Below are 22,867 nucleotides of genomic sequence, written 5' to 3' on the forward strand. Positions count from 1 at the left end.
GGCCCGCGATCAACCGTCCGTCGCCCGGCCCGTGGCCGTGGCCTGCTGTGCCTGGCACGTCACTCACGGGCGCCCCCCATCTACAGCATTCCGCACAAAAGTATCTCAACCGAGCGCCGTTGCCGCCCCCTTGAGTACCAATCCACACCCAAGTGCCACGACCACGCAGGCCGTTCCGAGCGGCAGGGCCCGCCGCGCGAGCACCGCCGCCCGACCGCGCCCGGCCCGGCGCGCGTCGAGGAGGCGGGCCGCACGCCCGCCGACCCGCACGACGGTGAGCCCGGCGAGGGTGAGCGTCAGGGCCAGGCCGGCCCCGTAGGCGAGGACGAGCAGGAACCCGAACCAGGCCTGGCCCAGGGCGGCCGCGCCGACGAGCACGACGACGGCGGAGGGGCTGGGGACGAGACCGCCGGCGAGGCCGAGGAGGAGGGGGTCGCGGAGGCGCGGTTTGGGGTGGAGGTGCTCGTGGTCGTGCGCGAGGCCGTGGTGGTGCGTGTGTCCGTGCCCGTGGTCATGCGTGTGTCCGTGCCCGTGGTGGCCGTGCGCGCCGGCCCTCCGCAGCCCCCAGGCCCTGCGGACCAGGGCGACCCCGGCCAGCGTCACCAGCGCCCCGCTCGCCAGGCCGAGCCAGGCGACCACCGAAGGCGTCGCGGCCGAACCGGCCGTGACGACGGCCCCGAGGACGAGGACGCCCAGCGTGTGCGTCACCGTGACGGAGGCGCCGAGCGCGAGGACGTCCCGCAGCGAACTGCGGCCCCCGGCCGCGGCGGTCGCCGCCATCAGGGTCTTGCCGTGACCGGGGGCCAGCGCGTGCAGCGCCCCGAGCAGCAGCGCGGTGGCGAGCGCGAGCGCGGCCACGCCGACGGTGAGGTCGTGCCGGGCGACCAGGCCGGTCAGGGCCTGCGTCCAGCGGTCGGCGCCGCGGGGGAGCACGGAGGCGGCGGGGGACTCGGGGCGCTCCGCGGCCAGGGAGGGGCCGCCGGGGGTGAGCCGGAGGGCGGCCGACGTGCGGTGGGGCGGGGAGGACAACAGGCGTTGGGGGTACGTCGTGAGCCTGCCGGACACCGACCGCTTCGGTACGTCGGACGCGGCCAGGGTCATCCGGTCGCCCTGGGCGGTGATCTCGCGCCAGCCGGGCCCGTCGTCCCCCGCGTCGAACCGCACCGCCGAGCCACGACCCGCGGGCAGCGCGGCGCTGAGCCGGCACTCCACCCGAAGCGTGCTCAGGCCCGCCTGCCCCGGCCGGGTCAGGGCGCGACTCGAGTCGAGCCGGACCCGAGCGGCCCGCCCGTCGACGGTGACCCGCATCCCGCCCGCCGCATCCGCACACCGCGCACGGGCCCAACTCCCCCTCCCCGCCCGGTCGATGGCCGGACGGGCCTGCCGAGCCGGGATCTCCGCGAGGTCCTCGACATGCTCGACCCGAAGCCGCCCGGGCGAGGCGACGAGCCCGTCGTAACGACTGACGGTGAAGTTGCCGAGCGGGTGCGCGGACGCGCGCTGCACGGGCAGGAGCACCAGGGCGGTGACGCCTGCGAGGACGAGCACGAGGCAGGCGAGCAGGCGGCGCCGGATCCGGCGTGAGCCGGAGGCGCGTCGGGGTGGGCGGGGGCCGAGCCGAACGGGCCCCGTCCCGCGCGCGGGCATTTCGGGCCGAAGCTCGGCGCCCCGGATGGGCGAGCGCCTGAGCGAGGTGCCCCTGGGCCCGAACGAGCTGCGCGGGCGGCGCGTGGCAGTGTGCGGGGTCTTGCTCACCTCGAACCCCCGGTTCACCTCGAACCCCCGGCTCACCCCGTATCCCCGGCTCACCTCGCACCCCCGGCCGCATCCAGCAGAGCCCGTGCCGCCCGTGCCCCCGTCGGGGAGAACCCCGGGTTCAACTCCAACGCCTCAGACAGCGACCGGCGAGCTGCCGCCCTGTCGCCCACGGCGTGCTCGATGACCCCCAAGTGGTAGAGGAACGCCGCATCCCGGAAGGCGGTGCCGGTCGCGCGGCGGGCGTACCGAAGGGCCTCCTCGTCCTGTCCGTCGGCGTGCAGGGCCCAGGCCAGCGCGTCCGCCGTGTGGAGCGTGCGGCGGCGTGACCACTCGGCGCGGGCCGCGGTCAGTGCGGCCCGCTCGTCGCCGTGGTCGGCCAGGGCGAGAGCGGTGTCCAGGTCCGTGTTGACCCCGACCGCCCGGGCCAGCCCGGTCCAGTCGGCGATCAGCGCGTACTGCTCCCGTGCCCGCTCCCGCTGCCCGCGCGCCTCGTACAGCTCGCCGAGTGCCACCAGCGGCCCCGGCAGCGGGAAGCGACGTACGACCGACTCCAGCTCCCGCACCGCGCGCTCGCCCGCACCCTGCGCGGCCAGCGCCGCGGCCCGCCCCTGCAGGGCGAGCAGATGCTCCGGGTCGGCCCCGAGCGCCTGCCCGTACCAGCGCAGCGCCTGTCCGAACTCGCCGTGGCGGAAGGCGAGTTGGCCCAGCTCCGTCGCCACGTACGCGCGATCCCCACGGCCCATGGCCGAGCCGAGCGCCAGCTTCAGCACCCGCCGGGCACCCTTCGCGTCGCCGCGCAGTTCGAGGACGTAGGCGAAGCGCGTGAAGACGGGGATCCCGGGCCGGCGCCCGTCCGCGTCCCGGGCCGCCTTCAACGCCTCGTCGTAGCGGCCGAGTTCGACCAGGGCGTCGATCCGCAGGGCGAGCGCGCGCTCGTTGTACGCGTTCACCGCGAGCGCCTGCCGCGCCGAGCGCAGCGCCCCCGCGAAGTCGTGCCGGGCGGCGGCCAGCGCGGCCCGCCCGGCGAGCCCCGCGTCATTGCCGGCCGGGCGCAGTGCGAGCGAGCGGTCCAGCGCGCGCTCGGCCTGCGGATAGCGCGACGGATCGCCGAGCGTACGGGCCTGCTCGACGTAGGCCGTGCCGAGCTGCGCCCACGCCGCGAAGTCCTTCGGCCGGTCCCGCAACCGCCCCTGCAGCGCGGCCACCGCCCGCGTCAGGTCCGCCCCGCCGAGCCCCGCCGGATCGGCGGCCGGCGCCGGCGCCTGCGTCGTGACCCGCGGTGCCTCGTCCTCGCCGCCGATCGCAACCGCCCCCGCGGTCAGTGCGAGCGCCAGCGCGACGACGGCGACCGCCGAACGCCCCTGTAGCCGGACCATTTGAAGTTCCTCTCCTCATACGGGACAAGTGGGTAGGGGGACACATGGAGGGCGCGGCCCGCGCGGGGGAGGACAACGCGCGCGGGCCGCGCCAGTTCACGAGGGCCGGTTCAAGAGAGCGCACCAGCCGTCACAGCACCGGTCACAGCACCGGTCACTGCACCGGTCACAGCACCGGCCCGGCGGACGACCGCCGCCGCATCCGCCACCACGTCAGACCGAGCCCGACGAGCAGCACCCCGGCGCCACCCGCGGCCGCCGACGCCATCAGCAGCGTCGAGTCGCCGTCACCGGCCGAACCGGCCGGTGTCACACCGCCGTTGAGCGCGTTGCGGGGCATCGCGGCGCCCTGCCCGTTGCTCCCGGCCAGCGGACCGCGCGACCCGGACGTGGGCAGCGCCACATACGGGAAGCTCTTGCCGAACGCCATGTCATTGGCGTCGACCGCGTCACCGAGGTCGTTCTTCGCCCCGGTCAGCTCGCCCTCGACGACCTGCAGCGAGATGTCCAGCACGTCGTCGGAGAGCCTGCGCCCGTTCGGATATCCGGCGTTGTCCCCGTCGAGCACCCCGAGCCGCTTCGGCGAACTCGAAGGCGGAATCGACGTGTTGAGTCGCAGCGCCTCCGCGGGCTTCACGTTCGGCGGCTGGTTGAGGCCCTTCACCCCGGTCAGGAACACCGACACCAGGTCGCCCCGGGGCTCCGCCGGGGCCTTGATCTTGTAGATGGCCTCGAGGAGCTTGGGCAGCTCCGGCTTGGTGACGTACGGCAGGAAGTCGGCGTCGTTCCAGGGCGAGGACGCGTTGAACTTGTCCTTGTCCTTCATCGGCACGACGACCTCGTTGACCAGTGCGTTCGCGAGCCGGGACACCTGTGTCCACTTGCCGCTCGCGTTCTTGCGCTGCGTCGTCGACCACACCGACACGATCGGCTGCTTCGCCGACTGACGTATCTGCGCCGTCGGTATCTGCAGGGCGACCGTGTTCACGTTGTAGCCCTTGAGGGTGTCCCGGCCGACCTCGGACAGATCGCCGCCGTACGCGTAGTCGAAGACCCGCAGGTCCGCGAAGAACGGGTCGTCGGCCTGCCCGGCATAGGAGGTCGAGCCGCCGCTGACCTTGCGTACCGCCTGATCCCGCAGCTTCTTGTAGTCGGGCATCGACGCCTTGCCGACATTCGAAGGCGCGACCGGCAGGTCGTCGGCGAGCTTCGTGGTCGAGACGACCTTCTGGTCCTTCAGCTTCAGTACGTCGATGTCGTACGTCTGCGTCACATTGAGGTCCGGGTCGTCGAGCGACGTCACCGGGCCGGTGTTGTAGAGGAAGGTGTTGCCGTTCTTGGTCTTCGTGTCGAAGGTCCACCGGTAGAGCAGATCGCCCTGCGCGTTGCCGTCGCTGTCGACGTGGATGTCGTACTGCGCGTCCTCGGCGAAGGGATAGAAGGTCGGGCCGCCGGCCGGCTCCTCGAAGGGGATCCAGTTGGCGACGAGGGTCGTCGTGTCCGGCCGGTCCGGGCTCACGAACGCGTACACGTCCGTGGTGTCGTACTGCGGCTGCCCCGAGATGAGCGGGGCCTCCCGGTGGCTGGAGGCGCCGGCCGCGCCCGGTTGGAGTGCTGCGGTGCCCGCGGCCGCGAGCCCCCCAGCGGCCAGAGCGCCGCAGACCAGCGCGGCGAGACCCCTGCGTCCTGGCCCCCGCCCCCGCCTGCTCCTGGCTGTTGATGTCATCGCGTCCGTCCTGATGTCGCTGTGTCGCTCCCGTTCCCGTGGGGTCCAGACCGGGCCCCACGGGGTCCTGATGCCATGCCATTCGCGGCGGCGGCCGCGGCGGATTGCCCCCGGATCCCATCCAGTTCCGGGCCCGGTGCGAATGACCCGGTGACGGACACAGGCGGCGGATGGGGGGACAGGGTGGAGGCGGAAAAGCTGTTACCGCTGGTGGCGGAGGGCGACCAGCAGGCGTTCGAAGAGCTCTACGGGCTGGTGTCGGGGCCGGTGTACGGGCTCGTACGCCGAGTCCTGCGCGACCCCGCACAGTCGGAGGAGGTCACCCAGGAGGTGCTGCTCGAACTGTGGCGGGGCGCCGGACGCTTCGACCCCGAGCGGGGCAGCGCGCTGGGCTGGATCCTCACCCTCGCCCACCGCAGGGCGGTCGACCGGGTCCGCTCGGCACGGGCCGCGAGCGAACGCGAGCTGCGGGTCGGCCGGCGCTCCCACGTCACCGCCTTCGACGAGGTCGCGGAGGCGGTCGAGGAGGGCCTGGAACGCGAGTGGGTGCGCCGCTGCCTGGACCGCCTCACCGCCCTGCAGCGCCAGTCGGTGACCCTCGCCTACTACGACGGCTACACCTACCGCGAGGTGGCCGAGCGCCTCGCCGTCCCGCTCGGCACGGTCAAGACCCGGATGCGGGACGGACTGCAGCGGCTGCGCGGCTGCCTGGACCGGGCGGGTGCGGCATGATCCCCGGGCTGCCCGGCCGCGACCGGCATTCGCTGGTGGTGCCGTACGCCCTGTACGCGCTCGGCCCCCGGGAACTGCGCCGCTTCGAGCGGCATCTGCGACGCTGCCCACCGTGCGCCGCCGAACTGCGTGCCTTCACCGACGACACGGTGCGGCTCGCCGCGGCCGTCACGGTGGGGGCGCCCGCGGCACTGCGGGAGCGCGTGCTCGGCGAGGTGCGCGTCACCGAGCAGGAACGACCCCGGAAAGCAGCGGCGGTTCGAACGACGGAGTCCGGGTCAAAGGTGCCCCGGTCGCGGGCGCCTCTGGCGAAAGAGCCGGCACGCGCGCGTGCCCGCCGGTTCGCTCCCGGCCCCGTGGCCGCGGCCGCCGCGGCGCTCGCCCTCGTGGCCGCGGTGCTCCTCGGCGTACGTCTCCTCGACACCCAGGACCGCCTCGACGAGCAACGCGCCGCCGCCCGGGAGGTGGCCCAGGTGCTCGCGGCCCCCGACGCCCGCGCCACCGGCGACCGCGACGCGAGGGGCCGCACCATCGGCGTGGTTGCCTCACCGGAACTCGACCTGGCAGTGATCACCGTCACGGGACTCGGCCCCGCACCCGCCGGCCGCGTACCGCAACTGTGGCTGATGGGCGCCGGGAACCCCCGCTCGCTCGGGCTCCTGGACGGCGACACGCCCGTGGTGGCCGAGGGCCTGGACCGCCGGGCCACGCGACTGGCAGTCACGTACGAACCCGCTGGCGGATCCGTACGGCCCACTCGAACACCCACTGTCCAACTCGCCCTGGAATCAGGCGTATTCGGAGAGTAATCGTCAACATCCTTACGAGGGAGGTGAATCCCGTGACCGGGATACACGAGTGTCATGAGAGGGCGATAGGGTTAACCTGCCCAGGGCCGGGTGCCCTCGTACGGGTGGGGAGTGACATGGAACAGATAACAGTGCGCAGCAGGGCGCGGGTCCCTGCGATCACGTGTGGGAGCAGCGCGACCAGCTCGCGCCTCGACCGTCATCTGTCGGTGCTGGGCGGCCCTGTCGTCCCGCAGCGCGAGTCGGCCGAAGCGACGTTGCTGATGCGCGAGCTCACCTCGCGTGACCGCGCGCACGAGCGCACGGGCCCCGGTGCCCGCGTGCGGCGGGTCTCGCTGTTCGCGCCTTTGCGACGGCTGACCCGCTCGCTCTTCGGCAGCCGCTGAACCGGCCGCCCCGAGCGACTCGGCAGAAGGCCGCAAGGCCAGACGTCAGGAAGGCCCGCGGTTCGCGGGCCCTCCCCAACTGTCAGTACCACGCGTTACGTTCCGTGCTCAGGCGATCACACCGTCTTGATGCATCGCTGCGATCTCCGCGTCCGTCATCCCCACGGCACGCAGCAGCACCTCGGTGTGCTCGCCGAGCGCGGGCACGTCCCCCATCGCCGCCTCGGCCCCGCCCACCCAGGTCACCGGCGGCAGCAGCGCCCGCAGCGGACCCGCCGGCGAACCCACCTCCCGCCACCGGCCGCGCGCCGCCAACTGCGGATGCGCCGCGACCTCCCGCACATCCCGCAGCCGCGCACACGCGATGCCCGCCGCGTCGAGCCGCGCCATCGCCTCGTCCGCCGTCAGTTCGCCGAGCGCCTTCGCGACCAGTGCGTCCGTACGCTCCCGACGCGCGGTCCGCGCCGCGTTCGTCGCGAACGCCGGATCATCCGCCAACCCCGGCCGCCCGAGCACGAGTTCAGAAAGCCGCTGCCACTCGCGGTCGTTCTGCACCGAAAGCAGCACCCGGGCCCCGTCCGCCGTCCCGTACGCGTCATAGGGCGCGATGACCGCGTGCGCCAGACCCGTGCGCGCCGGCGGCTCACCCCCGTGCATCGCGAGATTCAGCGGATGCCCCATCCACTCCGCGAGCGACTCCAGCATCGACACCTCGACCGGCCCGCCGAGCCCCGTCGTCCCCCGCCGAAGGAGCGCCGCGAGCACCCCCGAGTACGCGTACATCGCCGCCGCGATGTCGGCCGCCGGAATGCCTGCCTTCACCGGTTGTTCCGGGGTCCCCGTCACCGACACCAGGCCCGCCTCGCACTGCACGAGCATGTCGTACGCCCGCTTGTCGGCGTACGGCCCGCCCGCGCCGTACCCCGAGATGTCGACCGCGACCAGCCGCGGATGCCGGGCGCACAGCGTCGCCGCGTCCAGGCCGAGCCGGGCCGCCGCGCCCTGCGCCAGGTTCTGCACGAACACGTCGGCGTCCGCGACGAGGCGACGTACCGCCTCCAGACCCCGAGGGTCCTTCAGGTCCACCGCCAGGGACTCCTTGCCGCGGTTCGCCCACACGAAGTGCGAGGCGAGACCGTGCGCCGCCGTGTCGTAGCCGCGCGCGAAGTCACCACCGTCCGGGCGTTCGACCTTGATGACGCGGGCGCCCTGGTCGGCGAGCTGGCGGGTGGCGAAGGGAGCGGCAACGGCCTGCTCGACGGCGACGACCGTGATGCCTTCGAGGGGGAGCGGCCGGCGGGCGGCGGTGCGTGTCTGCATGGGCAAGATCCTGAACCCTGCGTAACACCGTTGTCATCCTTAGATGTTGACGAAGCAACCTTCTGGGGCCAGGGTGCTGATCGCTTGGTAGCTACACCTACCTCTCATCCGGCAGTTGCACCACCTCACCCCCGGAGGCCCACGTGTGTGACCTGCACGACCAGCACGAGCACGAGGCGGCGCCCGGCACGCCCGTGCTCAGCCGCCGCCGCATCATGCAGCTGCTCGGCGCGGCCGGCGTGACCGCCGCCGTCACGACCGCCGAGGCCGATCCCGCGATGGCCGCGGCCGCCGACGAGACACCCGCCGCGTACGAGGCCCCCACCGGACTCGCCGAGGACAGCCCCGCCAAGGGCAGTGCGCTCGACTGGATCGACGCGCACAAGGGCCGCATCACCGGCCTGAACGCCGAGATCTGGGAGAACGCCGAACTCTCCCTGCGCGAGTGGAAGTCCTCCCTCGCCGAGGCGGAATTCCTCGAACGGGCCGGATTCAAGGTCGAGTTCGGCACCGCCGGCTTCCCGACCGCGTTCACCGCCACCTTCACCCAGGGCAAGGGCGGTCCCGCGCTCGGCTTCAGCGGCGAGTACGACGCGCTGCCCGGCCTCTCGCAGAAGAAGGGCGTCGGCCACCACGACCCGCTCGTCTACGTCCACGACCCGTTCGCGCCGGGCTACGGGCCCGGCCACGGCTGCGGTCACAGCGCGCTCGGCACGGCCGCCGCAGCGGCGGCCGCCGCCGTCGCCCGGTCCGCCGAGCGGCACAAGCTGCCGGTCACCGTGAAGTTCTTCGGCTCCACCGCCGAGGAGACCCTCATCGGCAAGACGTACGCGGTCGCCAAGGGTGTGTACGAGGGCCTCGACGCCTTCCTCGACTGGCATCCCTCCACCGCCAACGCCACCGGCTGGGGCTCCACCACCGCGATGACCGCGGTCACCTTCACCTTCCTCGGCGTCGCGGGCCACGGCGGCACCCCGCTCGGCAACAAGTCCGCCCTGGACGCGGCCGTGATGATGGCGACCATGTCGGAGTTCCTGCGCGAGGAGAACCTGGCGCCGTCCGGCCGCCTGCACTGGGTCATCAACAACGGCGGCGACATCCCCAACGTGACACCGGAGATAGCCGAGATCTCGTACTACGTGCGCGAGGGCAGCCCCGCCCGCGTCCAGGTCCTGCTCGACAAGGTGATCGCCGTCTCGGAGGCGGCGGCCAAGGCGAGTCAGACCAAGGTCCGGCATCGCATCACCTCGGCCTGCTGGAATCAGCTGCCCGCCAAGGCCTTCGCCGAGCTGCTGCACGAGAACATGCGACAGATCGGCCCGCCCCAATTCGCCGACGAGGCACACCAGTTGGCGAAGGAGCTGCAGGAGTCGCTCGGCCTGCCGGCCAAGGGGATGCACGACAAGATCGGCGACCTGACCCCGCCCAACCCGGTGTTTCTGGGCGGCGGTTCGACCGACGTCGCCGACATCAGCTGGAACGTCCCGACCGTCTCGATGGGCGCGGCCCTCGCCCCGATCGGCACCAAGATGCACACCTGGTCCACCGCCGCCTGCGCCGCCGCGGCACCCGGCCAGGCGGCCGTGGTCGCCGCCGCCAAGTACCTCGCGGCGACCGCCATGGACCTGCTCACCCAGCCCGAGCGGCTGAAGGCGGTCAAGGACGAGTTCGCGGAACGTACGAAGGACGTGGAGTGGAAGACCGCGCTCCCGGACGGCTATGAACCGCCGATGTACGAGCCGCCCGCCTGGTTCCTGAAGAAGACCGGCCAGAAGTGGCCGCCGAGGAACATCACCTGGCCCCCGAAGCGGGTCGTCTCCCAGGAGAAGTTCGCCTCGCTCGGACCGGAGTTGGCCCCGCAGAAGTAGCGCCTCCTTACGGAGGTCGTACGTTCCCCGCTCACCGTCCGGTGTTCGCGTACCGCCGGACGGCGAGCGGCAGGAACACCGCGATCAGCAGCGCACACCACAGCAGCGACCCGGCGACGGGGTGCGCCACCGGCCAGGCGGCGCCCTCGGGGACCGGCGCGTTGCCGAAGAGGTCGCGCGCCGCCGTCGTGACGGCGCTGATCGGATTCCACTCGGCGACCGTACGCAGCCACCCCGGGAGGTTGCCGGTCGGGATGTACGCGTTGGAGAGCAGCGGCAGCATGAAGGTCGCGCCGCCCAGTTGGCCGGCAGCCTCCTCGCTCCGCGAGGCGAGGCCGAGCAGGATCCCGATCCACGTCGTCGCGAACCGGAAGAGCAGCAACAGGCCGAAGGCGCCCACCGCTTGAAGCGCCGAGCCCTCAATGCGCCAGCCCATCGCGAGCCCGACGAGAAGCAGCGGAACAAGCCCGACGGCCGTCGTCAGGAGATCGGCGGCGGCCTGCCCGAGCGGCACGGCGGACCGGCTCATCGGCAGCGTACGGAAGCGGTCCATCACGCCGCGGTGGGAGTCCTGGGCGGCGGTGAACATCCCCGTCATGATGCCGTTCGCCGCCGTGGCCACCAGGAGGCCGGGGACCAGGAAGGCACGGTAGTCGGCGCCGGGCATGGCGAGCGCACTGCCGAAGACGTAGCCGAAGAAGAGCAGGAAGACGATCGGCATCGTCTGGGTCATGACCGCGATGGCCGGGGCGTGCCGGATGCGCTGCAGATGGCGGCCGAGGACCGCGCTCGCGTCGTACGTCACGTGGCTGAGGGTGCTCATGCGGCGATCTCCTTGCGGCCGGTGAGGCGGAGGAACACCTCGTCGAGGGTGGGCGGGCGCAGGCTGGCGTCGGCCAACGGGACGCCCGCCGCGTCGAGTTCGCGGACCAGGCGGGGCAGGGTGAGGGCCGGGTCCGGGGCGACCGCGCCGGCGGTGCGGCGTTCGGCGTCGAGGACCGGCTCGCTGCCGGTCAGCTGGTCGAGGACGACCGCCGCGGCGTGCAGGGCCTCGGGGGCGGCGTCGGGGGCGACGACCACCTCGGCGTAGTTGCCGATCGTCGCCTTGAGGGCGGTGGGGGTGCCGCGGTGGGCGGCGCGGCCCTCGTCGATCAGCACGATGTCGTCGGCGAGCTGATCGGCCTCCTCCAGGTACTGGGTGGTCAGCACGACGGTGGTGCCCTCGGCCGCCAACTCCCTTACGGAGTCCCAGATCCGGCCCCTGCTGCCCGGGTCGAGCCCGGTCGTCGGCTCGTCCAGGAAGAGCACCCGGGGCCGGGTGATCAGGCTCGCGGCGAGATCGAGCCGACGGCGCATGCCGCCCGAGTAGGTGCGGGCCGGGCGGTGCGCGGCGTCCGTCAGCTCGAAGCGTTCGAGGAGTTCATCGCCGCGCGCGCGTGGCGCACGCAGGATCCTGGCGAAGAGGCGCAGGTTCTCGGCACCGGTCAGATCGCCGTCGACCGAGGCGTACTGCCCGGTGACCCCGATGTGCCGGCGCACCTCACCCGGCTCCCCTGCGAGATCGTGTCCGGCCACGCGCGCGTGGCCGCCATCGGGTGCGAGGAGCGTCGTCAGGACCCGGACCGCCGTCGACTTGCCCGCGCCGTTCGGCCCGAGCAGCCCGCAGACCGTGCCCTCGGGGACGGCGAGGTCGAGGCCACGCAGGGCGTGCACGTCGCCGAAGCGCTTCTCCAGACCCTCACTAAGTACAGCGTACGTAGTAGTCATGTGATCGACGGTAACATAACTACGTACGCTGTACGTAGCAGCCGTGGTGCGGGCATGCGCGAGGATGGTCGGCGAGGTGATGATCAATGGCGGGCCGAGCGGCCGAACCCGAAGTGATCTGGGCGCGCCCCGAGCGCACCGGGCGTGGCCCGAAACCCGCGTACAGCCGGGCCGACATCGCGGCCACGGCGGTGCGCATCGCGGACGCGGGCGGCATCGACGCGGTCTCCATGCGACGCGTGGCGGCCGACCTGGGCTGCGGCACCATGTCGCTCTACAACTACGTGCCGCGCAAAGAGGACCTGTACGAGCTGATGGTCGACGCCGTCAGCGCCGAGTACGACTTCGCGGGACAGCCCACCGGGGACTGGCGCGCCGACATGATGGCGCTCGGCCGGCAGGCCCGCGCGCTCATGCACCGCCACCCCTGGCTGCCCCGCCTGATGACGGCCGCGTACGCCTCCAGTCCCCGCACGCTGCGGTTCCTGGAGCACTGCCTGACCGTCCTGGACGGCCTGGACGCGCCGGCCGGGACGAAGATGGAGCTCATCGCGATGGTCAACGGCTCGGTGATGACGTACGTCGTCAACGAGTTCGCCATGGCCGAGCGGAGCCGCGCCCTGCCGTGGTCCGAGGAGCAGGAACAGGCCGTGCGCGGGGCGTACATGGCCCGCGCCCTGGCGGCGGGGGAGTACCCGCGGCTCGCGGCACTGTTCACGCAGGGGCCGCCGCCCGGGGACGCGGAGGAGTCGTTCGAGCGGATGCTTCGGCGGGTGGTCGATTCGTTCGGGGGCGGGCGGTAGCCGGTCGTGCCTCGTGGCGGTCTTGCCGGGACTGCCTGCGTTGAGGCGGGTCCCGTCTGTCTAGGGTTGCCGCGTGCCCCTGCCTGCGCTCGCCGCCTCCGCGCTGTTGCCCGTCAACGTCACGCTGGGGGCGGTCCTCGCCGTCCTCCTCGTGGTCGCCGTCGCGGTGGCGGCCTTCGCGCGGCTCGCGCCGGACGCGGGGCGCGGACGGGCCCGGGAGATCGCGGTCGCCGGGGTGCGGGCCGCGCTGCAACTCGCCGCCGTCTCCCTGCTCATCGGCTGGGTCGTCCGGCACGTCCCGGCGCTGCTCGGCTTCCTGCTCCTGATGTACGCCGTCGCCGTGCGCACCGCCGGACGCCGCATCACCCCCAACTCCACCTGGTGGTGGGCGGCCCTGCCGATCGCCGCGGGGGTCGCACCCGTGGTCGCCGCGCTGTTGCTCACCGGGCTCGTCCCCGTCAAGGGCATCACCCTCATCCCCGTCACCGGCATCCTGATCGGCGGGGCGCTCACCGTGACCGTGCTCGCGGGACGGCGCGCCCTCGACGAGCTGCACACCCGGCGCGGCGAGGTGGAGGCGGGGCTCGCCCTCGGCCTGACCGACGCGGAGGCCCGCCTCGAAGTCGCCCGCCCCGCAGCCTCCGACGCCCTCCTGCCGGGCCTCGACCAGACCCGGACCGTGGGCCTGGTGACGCTGCCCGGCGCCTTCGTGGGGATGCTGCTCGGCGGGGCCTCGCCGGTGCAGGCGGGCGCGGTCCAGCTGTTCGTCCTGGTCGCGCTGCTCGCGGTGCAGGCGGTGGCGGTCGCGGTGGTGCTGGAGCTGGTGGCTCGGGGGCGGCTGCACCGGGACGGGTCCCGCTCCTAGAGCAGGGCGAACTGCCCGTCCGGGCCCTCCTCGTGGTGGTCGAGCACCGAGGCCGGCCGCCGGGCCGTCTCCGGTACCGGAAGCACGCCCGCCTTGCGCAACTCCGCCGTGCCGAGCTGCTTGTCGAGGGCGTTTCCCAACTCCTCCTGCCGGGGCCGGAGTTCGGCAAGAAGTGCCAGCACGGTGATCAGCTCAAGGAGCTCGGAAGTCCAGGCCTGGGGCCAGGAAGCGGGCCGGATCGCGTCGAGCGTGCCTGGCTCCCCGGGGTGCGTACGCCGCTCGAACCACGCTTCGAGCACCCGCACCCCGCTCACGTGGAAGTCCCAGGCGCCGGGCGGCACGGGCGAGATGCGGCCCTCGCCGATCTGCAGGGTCTCCTCCTCGCGGTCGTACAGCAACTCCGTGGGCCGTGCGGGGAGTGTGGCGCGCACATAGGGGCGGCGCCCGCCCGGGAGCTTCGGGCGCTCGCCGGACCGCAGCTGGAGCCAGAGGAGGCGATGGCCCAACTCGACGCCGTGCGCCCACAGTTCGGGGTCGACTGGCAGCGGCACCCGGCAGCCTGCGGGCGTCTGCCGGGCCGTGGCCAGCGTCCACGTGAGGAACTGCTCGGCGCTCACCTCGGTGCCGTACCGCTCGCCGAGGAGGTCGAGCAGTCCCGGGGCCAGATTCGGCTCGACGCCGTCGAGCCGCCGGTACAGGGGCCGGATCCGCCCCGGCCGGCCCGCGGGGGAGCGCCCGCCCCCAGACTCCGTCCGGGAGGTGCCCCCCGGCAGCAGCCCGGTGGCGACGAGGGCGGGGCCGGTGGACCCGGGCACCTGGCCCGGCTCGACGAGGAACAGCTGGTGCGGGTCCGCTACCCGCCACAGCTCGGGGCGGGCGGCGTCGATCAGACGGTGGTCGGGTATCAGCCACTGCTCGTCGAAGGGCCCGTGCAGCACCCGCACCGGCTCGGGGCAGGGGCCCGACTCACGGGCGAGGCGGCCCGTTCCACTGCGTTGGCCGGGGAGTTGGGCGACCGAGCTCTGCAGGGTGCGCGACCTGCTCGGCCGCAGCAGCTCCTCGCGGGCCGCGCCCTCGGCGCGGAGCAGTGCGTCCCAACGCGCCCTCAGCGATGCCGCGTCCGGCGCCATCGGCCAGGAACGGCCGAGCCGCACGGGTGCGACCGACCACGGCATCAGGTCCGCGAGCAGCGGCGCGTCATCGTGCGTCACGCCCAGCATCGTACTCATGGGAGGGCTAGATGATCCGCGGGTCGGCCGTCTCGGGGTCAGTGCGGACTCTGGGCGTCCAGCGTCACCGAGAAGGAGAAGCGGTCCCCGCGGTAGTGGATCCGGGCCACGTCGAGCGGCCGGCCGTCCTCGCCGTAGCTGATGCCCGTGTAGTGCAGGATCGGGCTGAGCAGCGGGACTTGGAGCAGCTTGGCCGTCTCCGGGTCGGCGAGGCGGGCCTCGACGGTGTCGGTGATCCGGCTGATGTGTACGCCGACCACGTCACGCAGCACCTTGGTCATGGGCCAGCGCGCCAGATCGCCGGGGTCGATGCGGGCGGCGAGCTCGGGGCGTATGTAGTTGCGTGCGTGGTTCGTCGGCTCGCCGGTCTTCTCGTCGCTGCGCAGCCGGTGGTACGTCGCCACGTCGGGGCAGTCCGGGAAGTACTCGGCGAGATCCGTCGGCACGGGCCCGCTGCCGTGGTCCAGGATCTCGGTGCGCATGCCCGACTGCTGGGCGACGATCGCGTCCACCGAGCCGAGCAGCCGCACGGGGGTGCCCCGCCGGGCGCTCGGCTCGATGAACGTGCCGCGTCTGCGGTGCCGGCTGATCAGGCCCTCGTCCTCGAGCTCCTTGAGCGCCTGGCGCATGGTCAGCACGCTCACGCCGTAGTGCACCGCGAGCTGCTCCTCGGTGGGCAGCCGCAGCGGGGCGTCGGGCGTCCGGCCGAGGATCGAGGCGCGCAGGGACTGCGAGACCTGGTACCACAGGGGCAGTTTGCGGTTCAGGACGATCGAGTCCGGGGCAAACGCGGTCACGACTTCTCCGAACTGCTCAGTCCTTGCGGACTCTTGGACGCTTCAGTGGCTGGATCAGCCACAGGTTATGACCGAAAGTGGCGCTCCAGACCCTGCCACACGTCGTCGTACCCCTGCTGCAGGTGGTCCGCCTCGGCCGCCTGCGGGGCGAGCGTCAGCGGCCAGCGCGTCTCGAACATGAACGCGAGGCCGTCGTCGATCTTCTGCGGCTTCAACTCGGCGGCGCTCGCCCGCTCGAAGGTCTCCCGGTCGGGGCCGTGCGCCGACATCATGTTGTGCAGCGAGCCGCCGCCCGGGACGAAGCCCTCGGCCTTGGCGTCGTAGGCGCCCTCGATCAGGCCCATGTACTCGCTCATCACGTTCCGGTGGAAGTACGGCGGCCGGAAGGTGTCCTCGCCGACCAGCCAGCGCGGCGCGAAGACCACGAAGTCGACGCCCGCGAGCCCCGGGGTGTCGGACGGGGAGGTCAGCACGGTGAAGATCGAGGGGTCCGGGTGGTCGTAGCTGATGGTGCCGAGCACGTTGAAGCGGCTCAGGTCGTAGACGTACGGCACATGGTTGCCGTGCCAGGCCACCACGTCGAGCGGTGAGTGGTCGTAGGTCGCCTTCCAGAGGTTGCCGCAGAACTTGTTGATCACCTCGAAGGGGCCCTCCACGTCCTCGTACGCCGCCACCGGGGCCTGGAAGTCGCGGGCGTTCGCCAGGCCGTTGGCGCCGATCGGGCCGAGGTCGGGGAGCTGGAAGGGCGCCCCGTAGTTCTCGCACACATAGCCACGGGCGGTGGCTTCGAGCAGCTCCACACGGAAACGCACCCCACGGGGGATCAGCGCCACATGGCCCGGCTCGGCATGCAACAGGCCCAGTTCGGTGCGGATCAGCAGACCGCCCTGCTCCGGCACCACGAGGAGCTCGCCGTCCGCGTCGCTGAACACCCGCCGCTCCATGGAGGAGTTGGCGTGGTAGAGGTGCACGGCCATGCCGGTGCGCTGGGTCGCGTCGCCGTTGCCACCGAGGGTCCACAGGCCGGCCAGGAAGTCGGTCCCCGCGGCGGGAGCGGGCAGCGGGTTCCAGCGAAGGCGGTTCGGGTCGGGCACCGCCTCGGTGAAGGGGGCCGTGCGCAGCGTGCCGTTGTCCGCGCGGACGAACTTCGGGTGCGCGGCCGACGGGCGGATCCGGTACAGCCAGGACCGGCGGTTGTGCGCGCGGGGCTCGGTGAACGCGGAGCCGCTCAGCTGCTCCGCGTACAGGCCGAGGGGTGCGCGCTGCGGCGAGTTCCGGCCGTGCGGCAGGGCGCCCGGCACGGCTTCCGAGCTGTGCTCGTTGCCGAATCCGGAGAGGTGGCTGAGCCCCTCCGCCGTCTTGCGCGCCTGCTCGCTGCCCTGCTGCGCCGCGCCGCTCGTGGTGCCGCTCATCGTGACTGCTCCCGGGGTGCCGTAGGAATCCTGGAATCCTATGTACAACCGTAGGATTCCAGCGGGCGCCCGTCAACGGATGGGATCACCCGGGGTTACGGGGGCGGCGAACCGGCCTGCGCCGAACTCGGTCGCCCGTAGGGGCCCAGGACTCGGTCGCACGGAGGAGCTCCCGAAAGTTGGTCGTCCAGGGGGGCTCACAAAAGATGAACATTGCTCTACTCTCACGCGCATGTCCTGGACCCGCAGGTTCCTCACCGCGCTCGTGGCGCTCGCCGCCACGCTCCTCGTCGCCGCTCCGGCGGCCCTCGCCCATGAGGAGCGGCCCGTCACATTCCCCGACGGCTCCGGCAGCGTGCCTCAGTACCGCGAGGGCGAGCCGGACCTCCTGGTCTGCAAGGCCGACCGGGCCGACTTCGAGCGCCGGACCGCCGGATTCCCGGACGCCCTGCGCAAACGGAACCTCAAGCTCTTCGACCGCTGCCAGGACAAGGGCTACCGGCATCTGCAGCAGGCCGTCGACGCGGTCGACAAGCCCGGCATGAACATCGCGATCCTGCCCGGCCTCTACGAGGAGGAGCCCTCCCAGCCGAAACCGACGGGCGAGTGCGCACGCCTCAAGGCGCCCAAGTCCGCGCTGGGTTACCAGATCCTGTCGTACGCCCAGCAGAAGAAGTGCCCGCGCAACCAGAACCTGGTCGCCATCCTCGGCAAGAAGAACCTGCAGATCGAGGGCACCGGCGCGACCCGTACGGACGTCATCATCGACGCCAAGTACCAGAAGCTGAACGGGATCCGGGCGGACGAATCCGACGGCATCTACTTCAGGAACTTCACCGCCCAGCGCACCACCTTCAACTCCCTGTACGTCCTCGCCGGCGACGGCTTCGTCATCGACGACGTGCTGACCCGCTGGAACGACGAGTACGGCTTCCTCACCTTCGCCAGCGACCACGGCCTCTACAAGAACTGCGAGTCCTACGGCAACGGCGACTCCGGCATCTACCCCGGCAGCGCCTCCGACATCAACAACGGCCGCGGCTACGACGTGCCGCGCCACTCCATCGAGATCACCGGCTGCCGCAGCCACCACAACATGGTCGGCTACTCCGGCACGGCGGGCGACTCCGTGTGGGTCCACGACAACGAGTTCGACCACAACATGGGCGGCGCCTCCATGGACTCCGCCTTCCCCGGCCACCCCGGACTGCCGCAGAACCACGCCAAGTTCGAGCGCAACCTCATCCACGACAACAACGCCGACTACTACAAGTACGTCGCCGACGGCACCTGCGCCAAGCCGCCCGTCGAACGCGGCTACGAGCGGGGCGTGGTCTGCCCGCAGATCTCCATGCCACCCGGCACGGGCATCATCACGGCAGGCGGCAACTGGAACCTCTACGAGCACAACTGGGTGTACGGCCAGGACCGCGCCGCCTTCTTCCTGAGCGCCGTGCCCGCCTTCATCCGCGGCGAGGAGGCCTGGTCCAAGCAGGCCGACACCTCGCACCACAACCGTTACGCCGCCAACGTCCTCGGCGAGGACAAGAAGGGCCGCTCCCGGCCCAACGGCGCCGACGTGTGGTGGGACGGGCAGGGCGGCGGCAACTGCTGGCAGGGCGACGCGGGGGCCTCCTCGCCGCGCACGCTGCCGGAGTGCGGAGCCAAGCGGGGTGACGTCTCGGGCGGCTCCGACCGGCTCGCCGGTGAGCCGGTCAAGCTCGCCCAACTCCTCGTCTGCGCCGACTACAACGTGCAGGAACGCCGGCTGCCCGCGGGCTGCGACTGGTACGGAGCACGCGGCATCGAGCGCATCGAGACCCAGATCGCGCTGGCGATCGCGGCGGTCCTCGCCCTGGTCGGCGGAGTGCTGTGGTGGCGCCGCCTGCGCCACGACCGGCTCGCGACGGTGGCCTCGGCGCTCGGCCTGGTGGGGCTCGTCCTCGATGTGGCGGGCTCGACCATGGGACTCGCCTCGTCGTACGTCCCCGCCCTCGCCCTGCTCCTCCTGGCGGCCTGGTGGATCGGGCTCGGCCTCGCCCTGCGCGGCGCCCGGCCCGTGTTCGGCTGGACGACGCTCGCCCTCGGCGGCCTCACCCTGCTCGACGCCTTCGACAAGGCGGTCCTGCTGATCCCCTGGATCCCACTGGGCCCGGCCTGGATCCGTGGACTGCTCGGCGTGGTCTGGGTGTTGTGGGCGGTGATCGCGGCAGCGGGCCGGTCCGACACGACCGCCGACCGGCCGCAAACGGACGCGGACACCGACACCGAACCGGAACCGCCGCACGCCTCGGCCGAGGGGGTCATGGCGTGATTGCCCTGCGCATGTGTTCCCCGGCTGCGGTGCGGCCGGGCGGGGCCGGGGTGGGTTCCGTTCGTTCGGGTCCGGCGGCGGACGCCGGGGCCGTGTTCGTGTCACTGTTCGCCCCGGCCGAGGGGGTCATGGCGTGATTGCCCTGCCGATGCGTTCCCCGGCTGCGGCTGCGGCTGCGGCTGCGGCTGCGGTGCGGCCGGGCCGGGCCGAGGAGGGTCCTGATCGTTCGGATCGGGTGGCGGACACCCGGGCCGCCTTCGTGTCATCGTTCGCCCCGGCCGAGGGAGTCACCGCGTGATCGTCAGGCCCACCCTTCCCCGAGGGGAGACCTCATTCCCGGCCGACGCCCCGCGCACCGCCGCCCACCTGGTGCGCCCCGTCGCGGCCCTGGCCGCAGCGGTCCTCGTCCTCGGCACGCTCGGCGCCTGTGGTGGCCGGGCCACCACCCACCACAAGCCGGGCACCAGCCATGAGCAGGCCTCGGGACCGGTGGGCAAGCTACTCAGCACGAAGGACGACGGCGGCCACCGCTTCCGGCAGGTCGACCAGGAGGGCGCACCCGAGGTGACGCTCGCCGTGCGCCCCGACTCGGAGGACGGCTGGAACCTCCGCCTGACCGTGCGCAACTTCCGCTTCACCCCGGACAGCGTGGGCGGCGCGGCCCTGCCGGGGCGCGGGCACGCCCATCTGTACCTGGACGACCGCAAGATCGCCCGGGTCTACGGCACCTGGTTCCACCTCCCGGGCAGCGCCGTCCCGCGCGGCACGCACAAGCTCACCGCCCGGCTGTACGCCGACGACCACACGGTGTGGGCCGTCGCCGGCAAGGCGGTCGAGGACACGGCTCGCCTCACCGCCGCGAGCGGAGGGTCGGGGCACGCGCACCCCGGCGGCGACAGCGGCGACAGCGGCGACAGCGGTGGCGGCGGTGACGAGGGCGGTGGCGAGGCCCGCACCGTCGAGATAGGCATCGCCGACGGCAAGGTCCAACCCCCGCCCGGCCGCGTCGAGTTGAAGCGCGGCGAACGGGTCCGCCTGAAGGTGACCAGCGACCAGGCCGACACCCTCCACGTGCACGGCTACGACAAGGAGGTCGAGCTCCCCGCAGGCAAGGCCGCGACGCTGACCTTCACCGCCGACCGCACGGGCCTGTTCGAGGTCGAGACCCATGGCTCGGGCCTCGTCCTCACCCAGCTCGCGGTCCGGTGACGGGACCGACCTCGGTGCTCGCGACGTACGGGCCGCACGGCGACCTGGGCCACGCCCCCGGCCTGCGGCAACTGGCCCACGAACTCGTCCACCAGACCGACATCCCCGGCCCCGGCTCCCTCCAACTCGCCCACGGAGTCGGCTCCCAGCACGACCTGCCGATCTCCCCCTTCTACGCCTTCGCCGGCGCCTTCGCCGCCCTCTTCATCTCCTTCCTCGCCCTCGGCCTGCTCTGGTCCACCTCCCGGTTCCGCGCCGACCGCTCGGGCCTGGCCCTGCCCGCCGCCCTGCAGCGACTCGCCGACGCCCGTGTCACCCGGACCGCGCTGCGCGGACTCGGCCTGGCTGCCGCGCTGTTCGTCGTCCTGCACCTGCTCCTCGGCCCGGACGACCCGGACCGCAACCCGGCCCCCGGCGCCGTCTACGTCCTGTTCTGGGTGGGCCTGGTCCCCGCGTCGCTCCTCCTCGGCCCCGTATGGCGACTCCTCAACCCCCTGCGCACCGTCCACGCCCTGCTCTGCCGCGCCGCCCGCCGCGACCCGAAAGCCGGCCGCCCGCTGCCGCCACGCCTGGGAATGTGGCCGGCCGCAGCCGGCCTGCTCGCCTTCACCTGGCTGGAACTCGCCGCCCCCGAGCCCGCGTCGACCACCACCCTCCTGACCTTCCTCGCCGCCTACACCGCCGCCCAACTCGCCGGAGCCGCCCGCCACGGCGACCGCTGGTTCGCCCGGGGCGACGCCTTCGAGGCGTACTCGACCCTGCTCGCCCGCCTCTCGCCGTTCGGCCGCCGCATCGACGGCCGGCCAGGGCGTGTGTCGGAAGTCCCTCCTGCCCCGCGACGCCCGGCACGCGCCCCCAAGCTCTTCGAGCAGGGGGGACCCCCTCTCGCCGCACCGGCGGAAAGCCCAAGTACGTCCGGTCCGTCGACGGGGACTTCCGGCCGGCACGCCGAGAGCACGCACCGACTGCAGACACCAGCTGCTCCGCAGCGGGCGCAGGGCCCGCCCTCCGGGCGGACGGAGGGACTTCCGACACACGCCCTGGTCCTGCGCAACCCCCTGCACGGCCTCGACGCGACCGAGCCCGCCCCCGGCCTCGTCGCCACCGTCTGCGTCATGCTCGGCTCCACCGCCTACGACGGCTTCTCCGACGCCCCCTCGTGGATCAACACCGTCCAGACCTCGGCGCTCGGCCGCACCACCACGGCCACCCTCGGCCTGCTCGGCGCCATCGCGCTCGTCGCCGCCCTGTACTGCCTGTGCGCGGGCGCCGCGCGCGCCATCTCCGGGCAACTGCCGCACCCGCTCACGGCGTTCGCCCACTCACTCGTGCCGATCGCACTCGGCTATCTCGTCGCCCACTACTTCACGCTCCTCGTGACGGAAGGACCACGCACCGTCATGGTGGCATTCGGCACTGACAACGCCGTCGCGCCCGAGCCCCCGCTCGACCCGGGCGGCCTCGCCACCCTGCAGGTCCTCGCCATCGTGACCGGGCACGTCCTGGGCGTGGTCGCCGCCCACGACCGCTCGGTCCGCCTCTTCCCGCCCGGCCGGGCCGTGGCGGGGCAACTGCCGCTGCTCTGCCTGATGGTCGCGTACACCGTGGGCGGGCTGATCCTGCTTCTCGCGTAGGTCCGGCAGCTCCCGCAGCCCGCCGGAAGCCGATCCCGCCCCCGAACCGGAGGCATGCCGCATGATGGACCCCGTGCCCCGCCCCACTCCGAGCCCCAGCCCCAGCCCGAGCCCCAGCCCCAGTCCCGGTCCGAACCCCCGCCCCAACCTCCGCCGCGAGCCCGTCCAGCAGCGCAGCGCCGAACGCCTCACCCGCATCCTCGACGCCTGCGCCGCCCTCCTCGACGAGGTCGGCTACGAGGGCCTGAGCACGCGCGCGGTGGCGGACCGCGCGGGCGTGCCGATCGGCTCCGTCTACCGCTTCTTCAGCAACAAGCGCGCGATGGCCGACGCCCTCGCCCACCGCAACCTCGACCAGTTCGCCCAGCGCATCACGGCCCGCATCGAGGAGCTGGCGCACGACGACTGGCGCGCCGCCATCGACGCCGCCCTCGACGAGTACCTGGCCATGAAGCGCAGCGTCCCCGGCTTCGCCCTGGTCGACTTCGGCGTCCCCGTGACCGACGGAGCCGACGCCAACCACCAGGTCGCGGGCCGGATCGGCGAGCTGCTCAGCGCCCATCTGGGCCGCCCGCTCGACGCGAGGCTGGGCCGCTCGGTCCTGGTCGCCATCGAGGCCGCCGACGCACTGCTGCAACTGGCCTTCCGTACGGCCCCGTCGGGCGACCCGGACCTGATCGCGGAGACCCGCACCCTCCTCCACGCCTACCTGGCCCAGTCCCTGGACTGAACCCCGAAGGCCGTGTGGGGGGAATGGGGCAACCTGGCACCCCAATTGCCCCGATTTGCCTGCCCGTTTCCCCTCACTTGTCGAACCGCACCCACGAGCTGCCCCCTGCCGACCCCTCCCCGCCGTGCATAC

General features: G+C 72.8%; 19 protein-coding genes. 10 read left to right on the forward strand and 9 right to left on the reverse strand.

What is annotated here, in order from left to right; genetic code table 11:
• Positions 1–105: 105 nt before the first annotated feature.
• The 3 genes from OG430_RS38100 to OG430_RS38110 form a co-directional block, all read right to left on the reverse strand.
• Positions 106–1,647 carry a nickel transporter gene (locus OG430_RS38100; RefSeq protein ID WP_442816758.1) on the reverse strand — a complete coding sequence of 514 codons (1,542 nt, stop codon included), beginning with the start codon at positions 1,645–1,647 and terminating at the stop codon, positions 106–108.
• Between the two features lie 158 nt (positions 1,648–1,805).
• Entirely contained in the window at positions 1,806–3,134 is a 1,329-nt protein-coding gene (locus tag OG430_RS38105; RefSeq protein WP_327357216.1) for a tetratricopeptide repeat protein, read from the reverse strand.
• A 166-nt stretch (positions 3,135–3,300) separates the two neighbouring features.
• Positions 3,301–4,860 (reverse strand): DUF4331 domain-containing protein, encoded by a 1,560-nt coding sequence (locus OG430_RS38110; RefSeq protein ID WP_327357217.1) that lies wholly within the window; start codon positions 4,858–4,860, stop codon positions 3,301–3,303.
• A 183-nt stretch (positions 4,861–5,043) separates the two neighbouring features.
• Between OG430_RS38110 and OG430_RS38115 the strand changes: the two genes are divergently transcribed.
• From OG430_RS38115 to OG430_RS38125, 3 genes are all read left to right on the forward strand, one after another.
• Complete coding sequence (locus OG430_RS38115) at positions 5,044–5,592, forward strand: sigma-70 family RNA polymerase sigma factor (protein ID WP_327357218.1); 549 nt, start codon at positions 5,044–5,046, stop codon at positions 5,590–5,592.
• Positions 5,589–6,401 carry an anti-sigma factor gene (locus OG430_RS38120; RefSeq protein ID WP_327357219.1) on the forward strand — a complete coding sequence of 271 codons (813 nt, stop codon included), beginning with the start codon at positions 5,589–5,591 and terminating at the stop codon, positions 6,399–6,401. Before OG430_RS38115 ends, OG430_RS38120 begins: the two co-directional genes overlap by 4 nt.
• Positions 6,402–6,517: 116 nt before the next feature.
• Positions 6,518–6,787, forward strand: a complete 270-nt coding sequence (locus OG430_RS38125) for a hypothetical protein (RefSeq protein ID WP_327357220.1) — start codon at positions 6,518–6,520, stop codon at positions 6,785–6,787.
• Between the two features lie 108 nt (positions 6,788–6,895).
• On the opposite strand, the gene OG430_RS38130 is transcribed toward OG430_RS38125, so the two are convergent.
• The gene (locus OG430_RS38130; RefSeq protein ID WP_327357221.1) at positions 6,896–8,107 is read right to left on the reverse strand and encodes a CaiB/BaiF CoA transferase family protein; all 1,212 of its coding nucleotides are present in this window, start codon (positions 8,105–8,107) and stop codon (positions 6,896–6,898) included.
• Positions 8,108–8,250: 143 nt separating this feature from the next.
• Here OG430_RS38130 and OG430_RS38135 point away from each other — a divergent pair, with 143 nt between their 5' ends.
• Positions 8,251–9,975, forward strand: a complete 1,725-nt coding sequence (locus OG430_RS38135) for an amidohydrolase (RefSeq protein WP_327357222.1) — start codon at positions 8,251–8,253, stop codon at positions 9,973–9,975.
• A gap of 31 nt (positions 9,976–10,006) precedes the next feature.
• Here the strand turns inward: OG430_RS38135 and OG430_RS38140 are convergent, their stop codons facing one another.
• Complete coding sequence (locus tag OG430_RS38140) at positions 10,007–10,798, reverse strand: ABC transporter permease (RefSeq protein WP_327357223.1); 792 nt, start codon at positions 10,796–10,798, stop codon at positions 10,007–10,009.
• Complete coding sequence (locus tag OG430_RS38145) at positions 10,795–11,742, reverse strand: ATP-binding cassette domain-containing protein (RefSeq protein WP_327357224.1); 948 nt, start codon at positions 11,740–11,742, stop codon at positions 10,795–10,797. Before OG430_RS38145 ends, OG430_RS38140 begins: the two co-directional genes overlap by 4 nt.
• An 86-nt stretch (positions 11,743–11,828) precedes the next feature.
• Here OG430_RS38145 and OG430_RS38150 point away from each other — a divergent pair, with 86 nt between their 5' ends.
• Positions 11,829–12,545: a TetR/AcrR family transcriptional regulator gene (locus OG430_RS38150; protein WP_327357225.1), complete on the forward strand. Its 717-nt coding sequence runs from the start codon at positions 11,829–11,831 to the stop codon at positions 12,543–12,545.
• 73 nt (positions 12,546–12,618) lie between these two features.
• Entirely contained in the window at positions 12,619–13,410 is a 792-nt protein-coding gene (locus OG430_RS38155) for an ABC transporter permease (RefSeq protein WP_327357226.1), read from the forward strand.
• Here the strand turns inward: OG430_RS38155 and OG430_RS38160 are convergent.
• The 3 genes from OG430_RS38160 to hmgA form a co-directional block, all read right to left on the reverse strand.
• Positions 13,407–14,630: a type ISP restriction/modification enzyme gene (locus OG430_RS38160; protein WP_327359416.1), complete on the reverse strand. Its 1,224-nt coding sequence runs from the start codon at positions 14,628–14,630 to the stop codon at positions 13,407–13,409. The two genes, OG430_RS38155 and OG430_RS38160, sit on opposite strands and share 4 nt — an antisense overlap.
• Before the next feature lie 47 nt (positions 14,631–14,677).
• Positions 14,678–15,436: a GntR family transcriptional regulator gene (locus OG430_RS38165; RefSeq protein ID WP_327357228.1), complete on the reverse strand. Its 759-nt coding sequence runs from the start codon at positions 15,434–15,436 to the stop codon at positions 14,678–14,680.
• Positions 15,437–15,501: 65 nt separating this feature from the next.
• Complete coding sequence (gene hmgA / locus OG430_RS38170; RefSeq protein WP_327357229.1) at positions 15,502–16,848, reverse strand: homogentisate 1,2-dioxygenase; 1,347 nt, start codon at positions 16,846–16,848, stop codon at positions 15,502–15,504.
• A gap of 232 nt (positions 16,849–17,080) precedes the next feature.
• On the opposite strand from hmgA, the gene OG430_RS38175 reads away from it, so the two are divergent.
• From OG430_RS38175 to OG430_RS38190, 4 genes are all read left to right on the forward strand, one after another.
• Entirely contained in the window at positions 17,081–19,162 is a 2,082-nt protein-coding gene (locus OG430_RS38175; protein WP_327357230.1) for a right-handed parallel beta-helix repeat-containing protein, read from the forward strand.
• A gap of 369 nt (positions 19,163–19,531) precedes the next feature.
• Positions 19,532–20,371, forward strand: coding sequence for a hypothetical protein (locus tag OG430_RS38180; RefSeq protein ID WP_442816759.1), 840 nt, complete (start codon positions 19,532–19,534; stop codon positions 20,369–20,371).
• 71 nt (positions 20,372–20,442) lie between these two features.
• Positions 20,443–22,005, forward strand: a complete 1,563-nt coding sequence (locus tag OG430_RS38185) for a hypothetical protein (protein ID WP_442816760.1) — start codon at positions 20,443–20,445, stop codon at positions 22,003–22,005.
• A 64-nt stretch (positions 22,006–22,069) separates the two neighbouring features.
• Positions 22,070–22,735 (forward strand): TetR/AcrR family transcriptional regulator, encoded by a 666-nt coding sequence (locus OG430_RS38190; RefSeq protein ID WP_442816761.1) that lies wholly within the window; start codon positions 22,070–22,072, stop codon positions 22,733–22,735.
• Positions 22,736–22,867 lie beyond the last annotated feature (132 nt).

The sequence above is a fragment of the Streptomyces sp. NBC_01304 genome, from assembly GCF_035975855.1.
Taxonomy (GTDB): domain Bacteria; phylum Actinomycetota; class Actinomycetes; order Streptomycetales; family Streptomycetaceae; genus Streptomyces.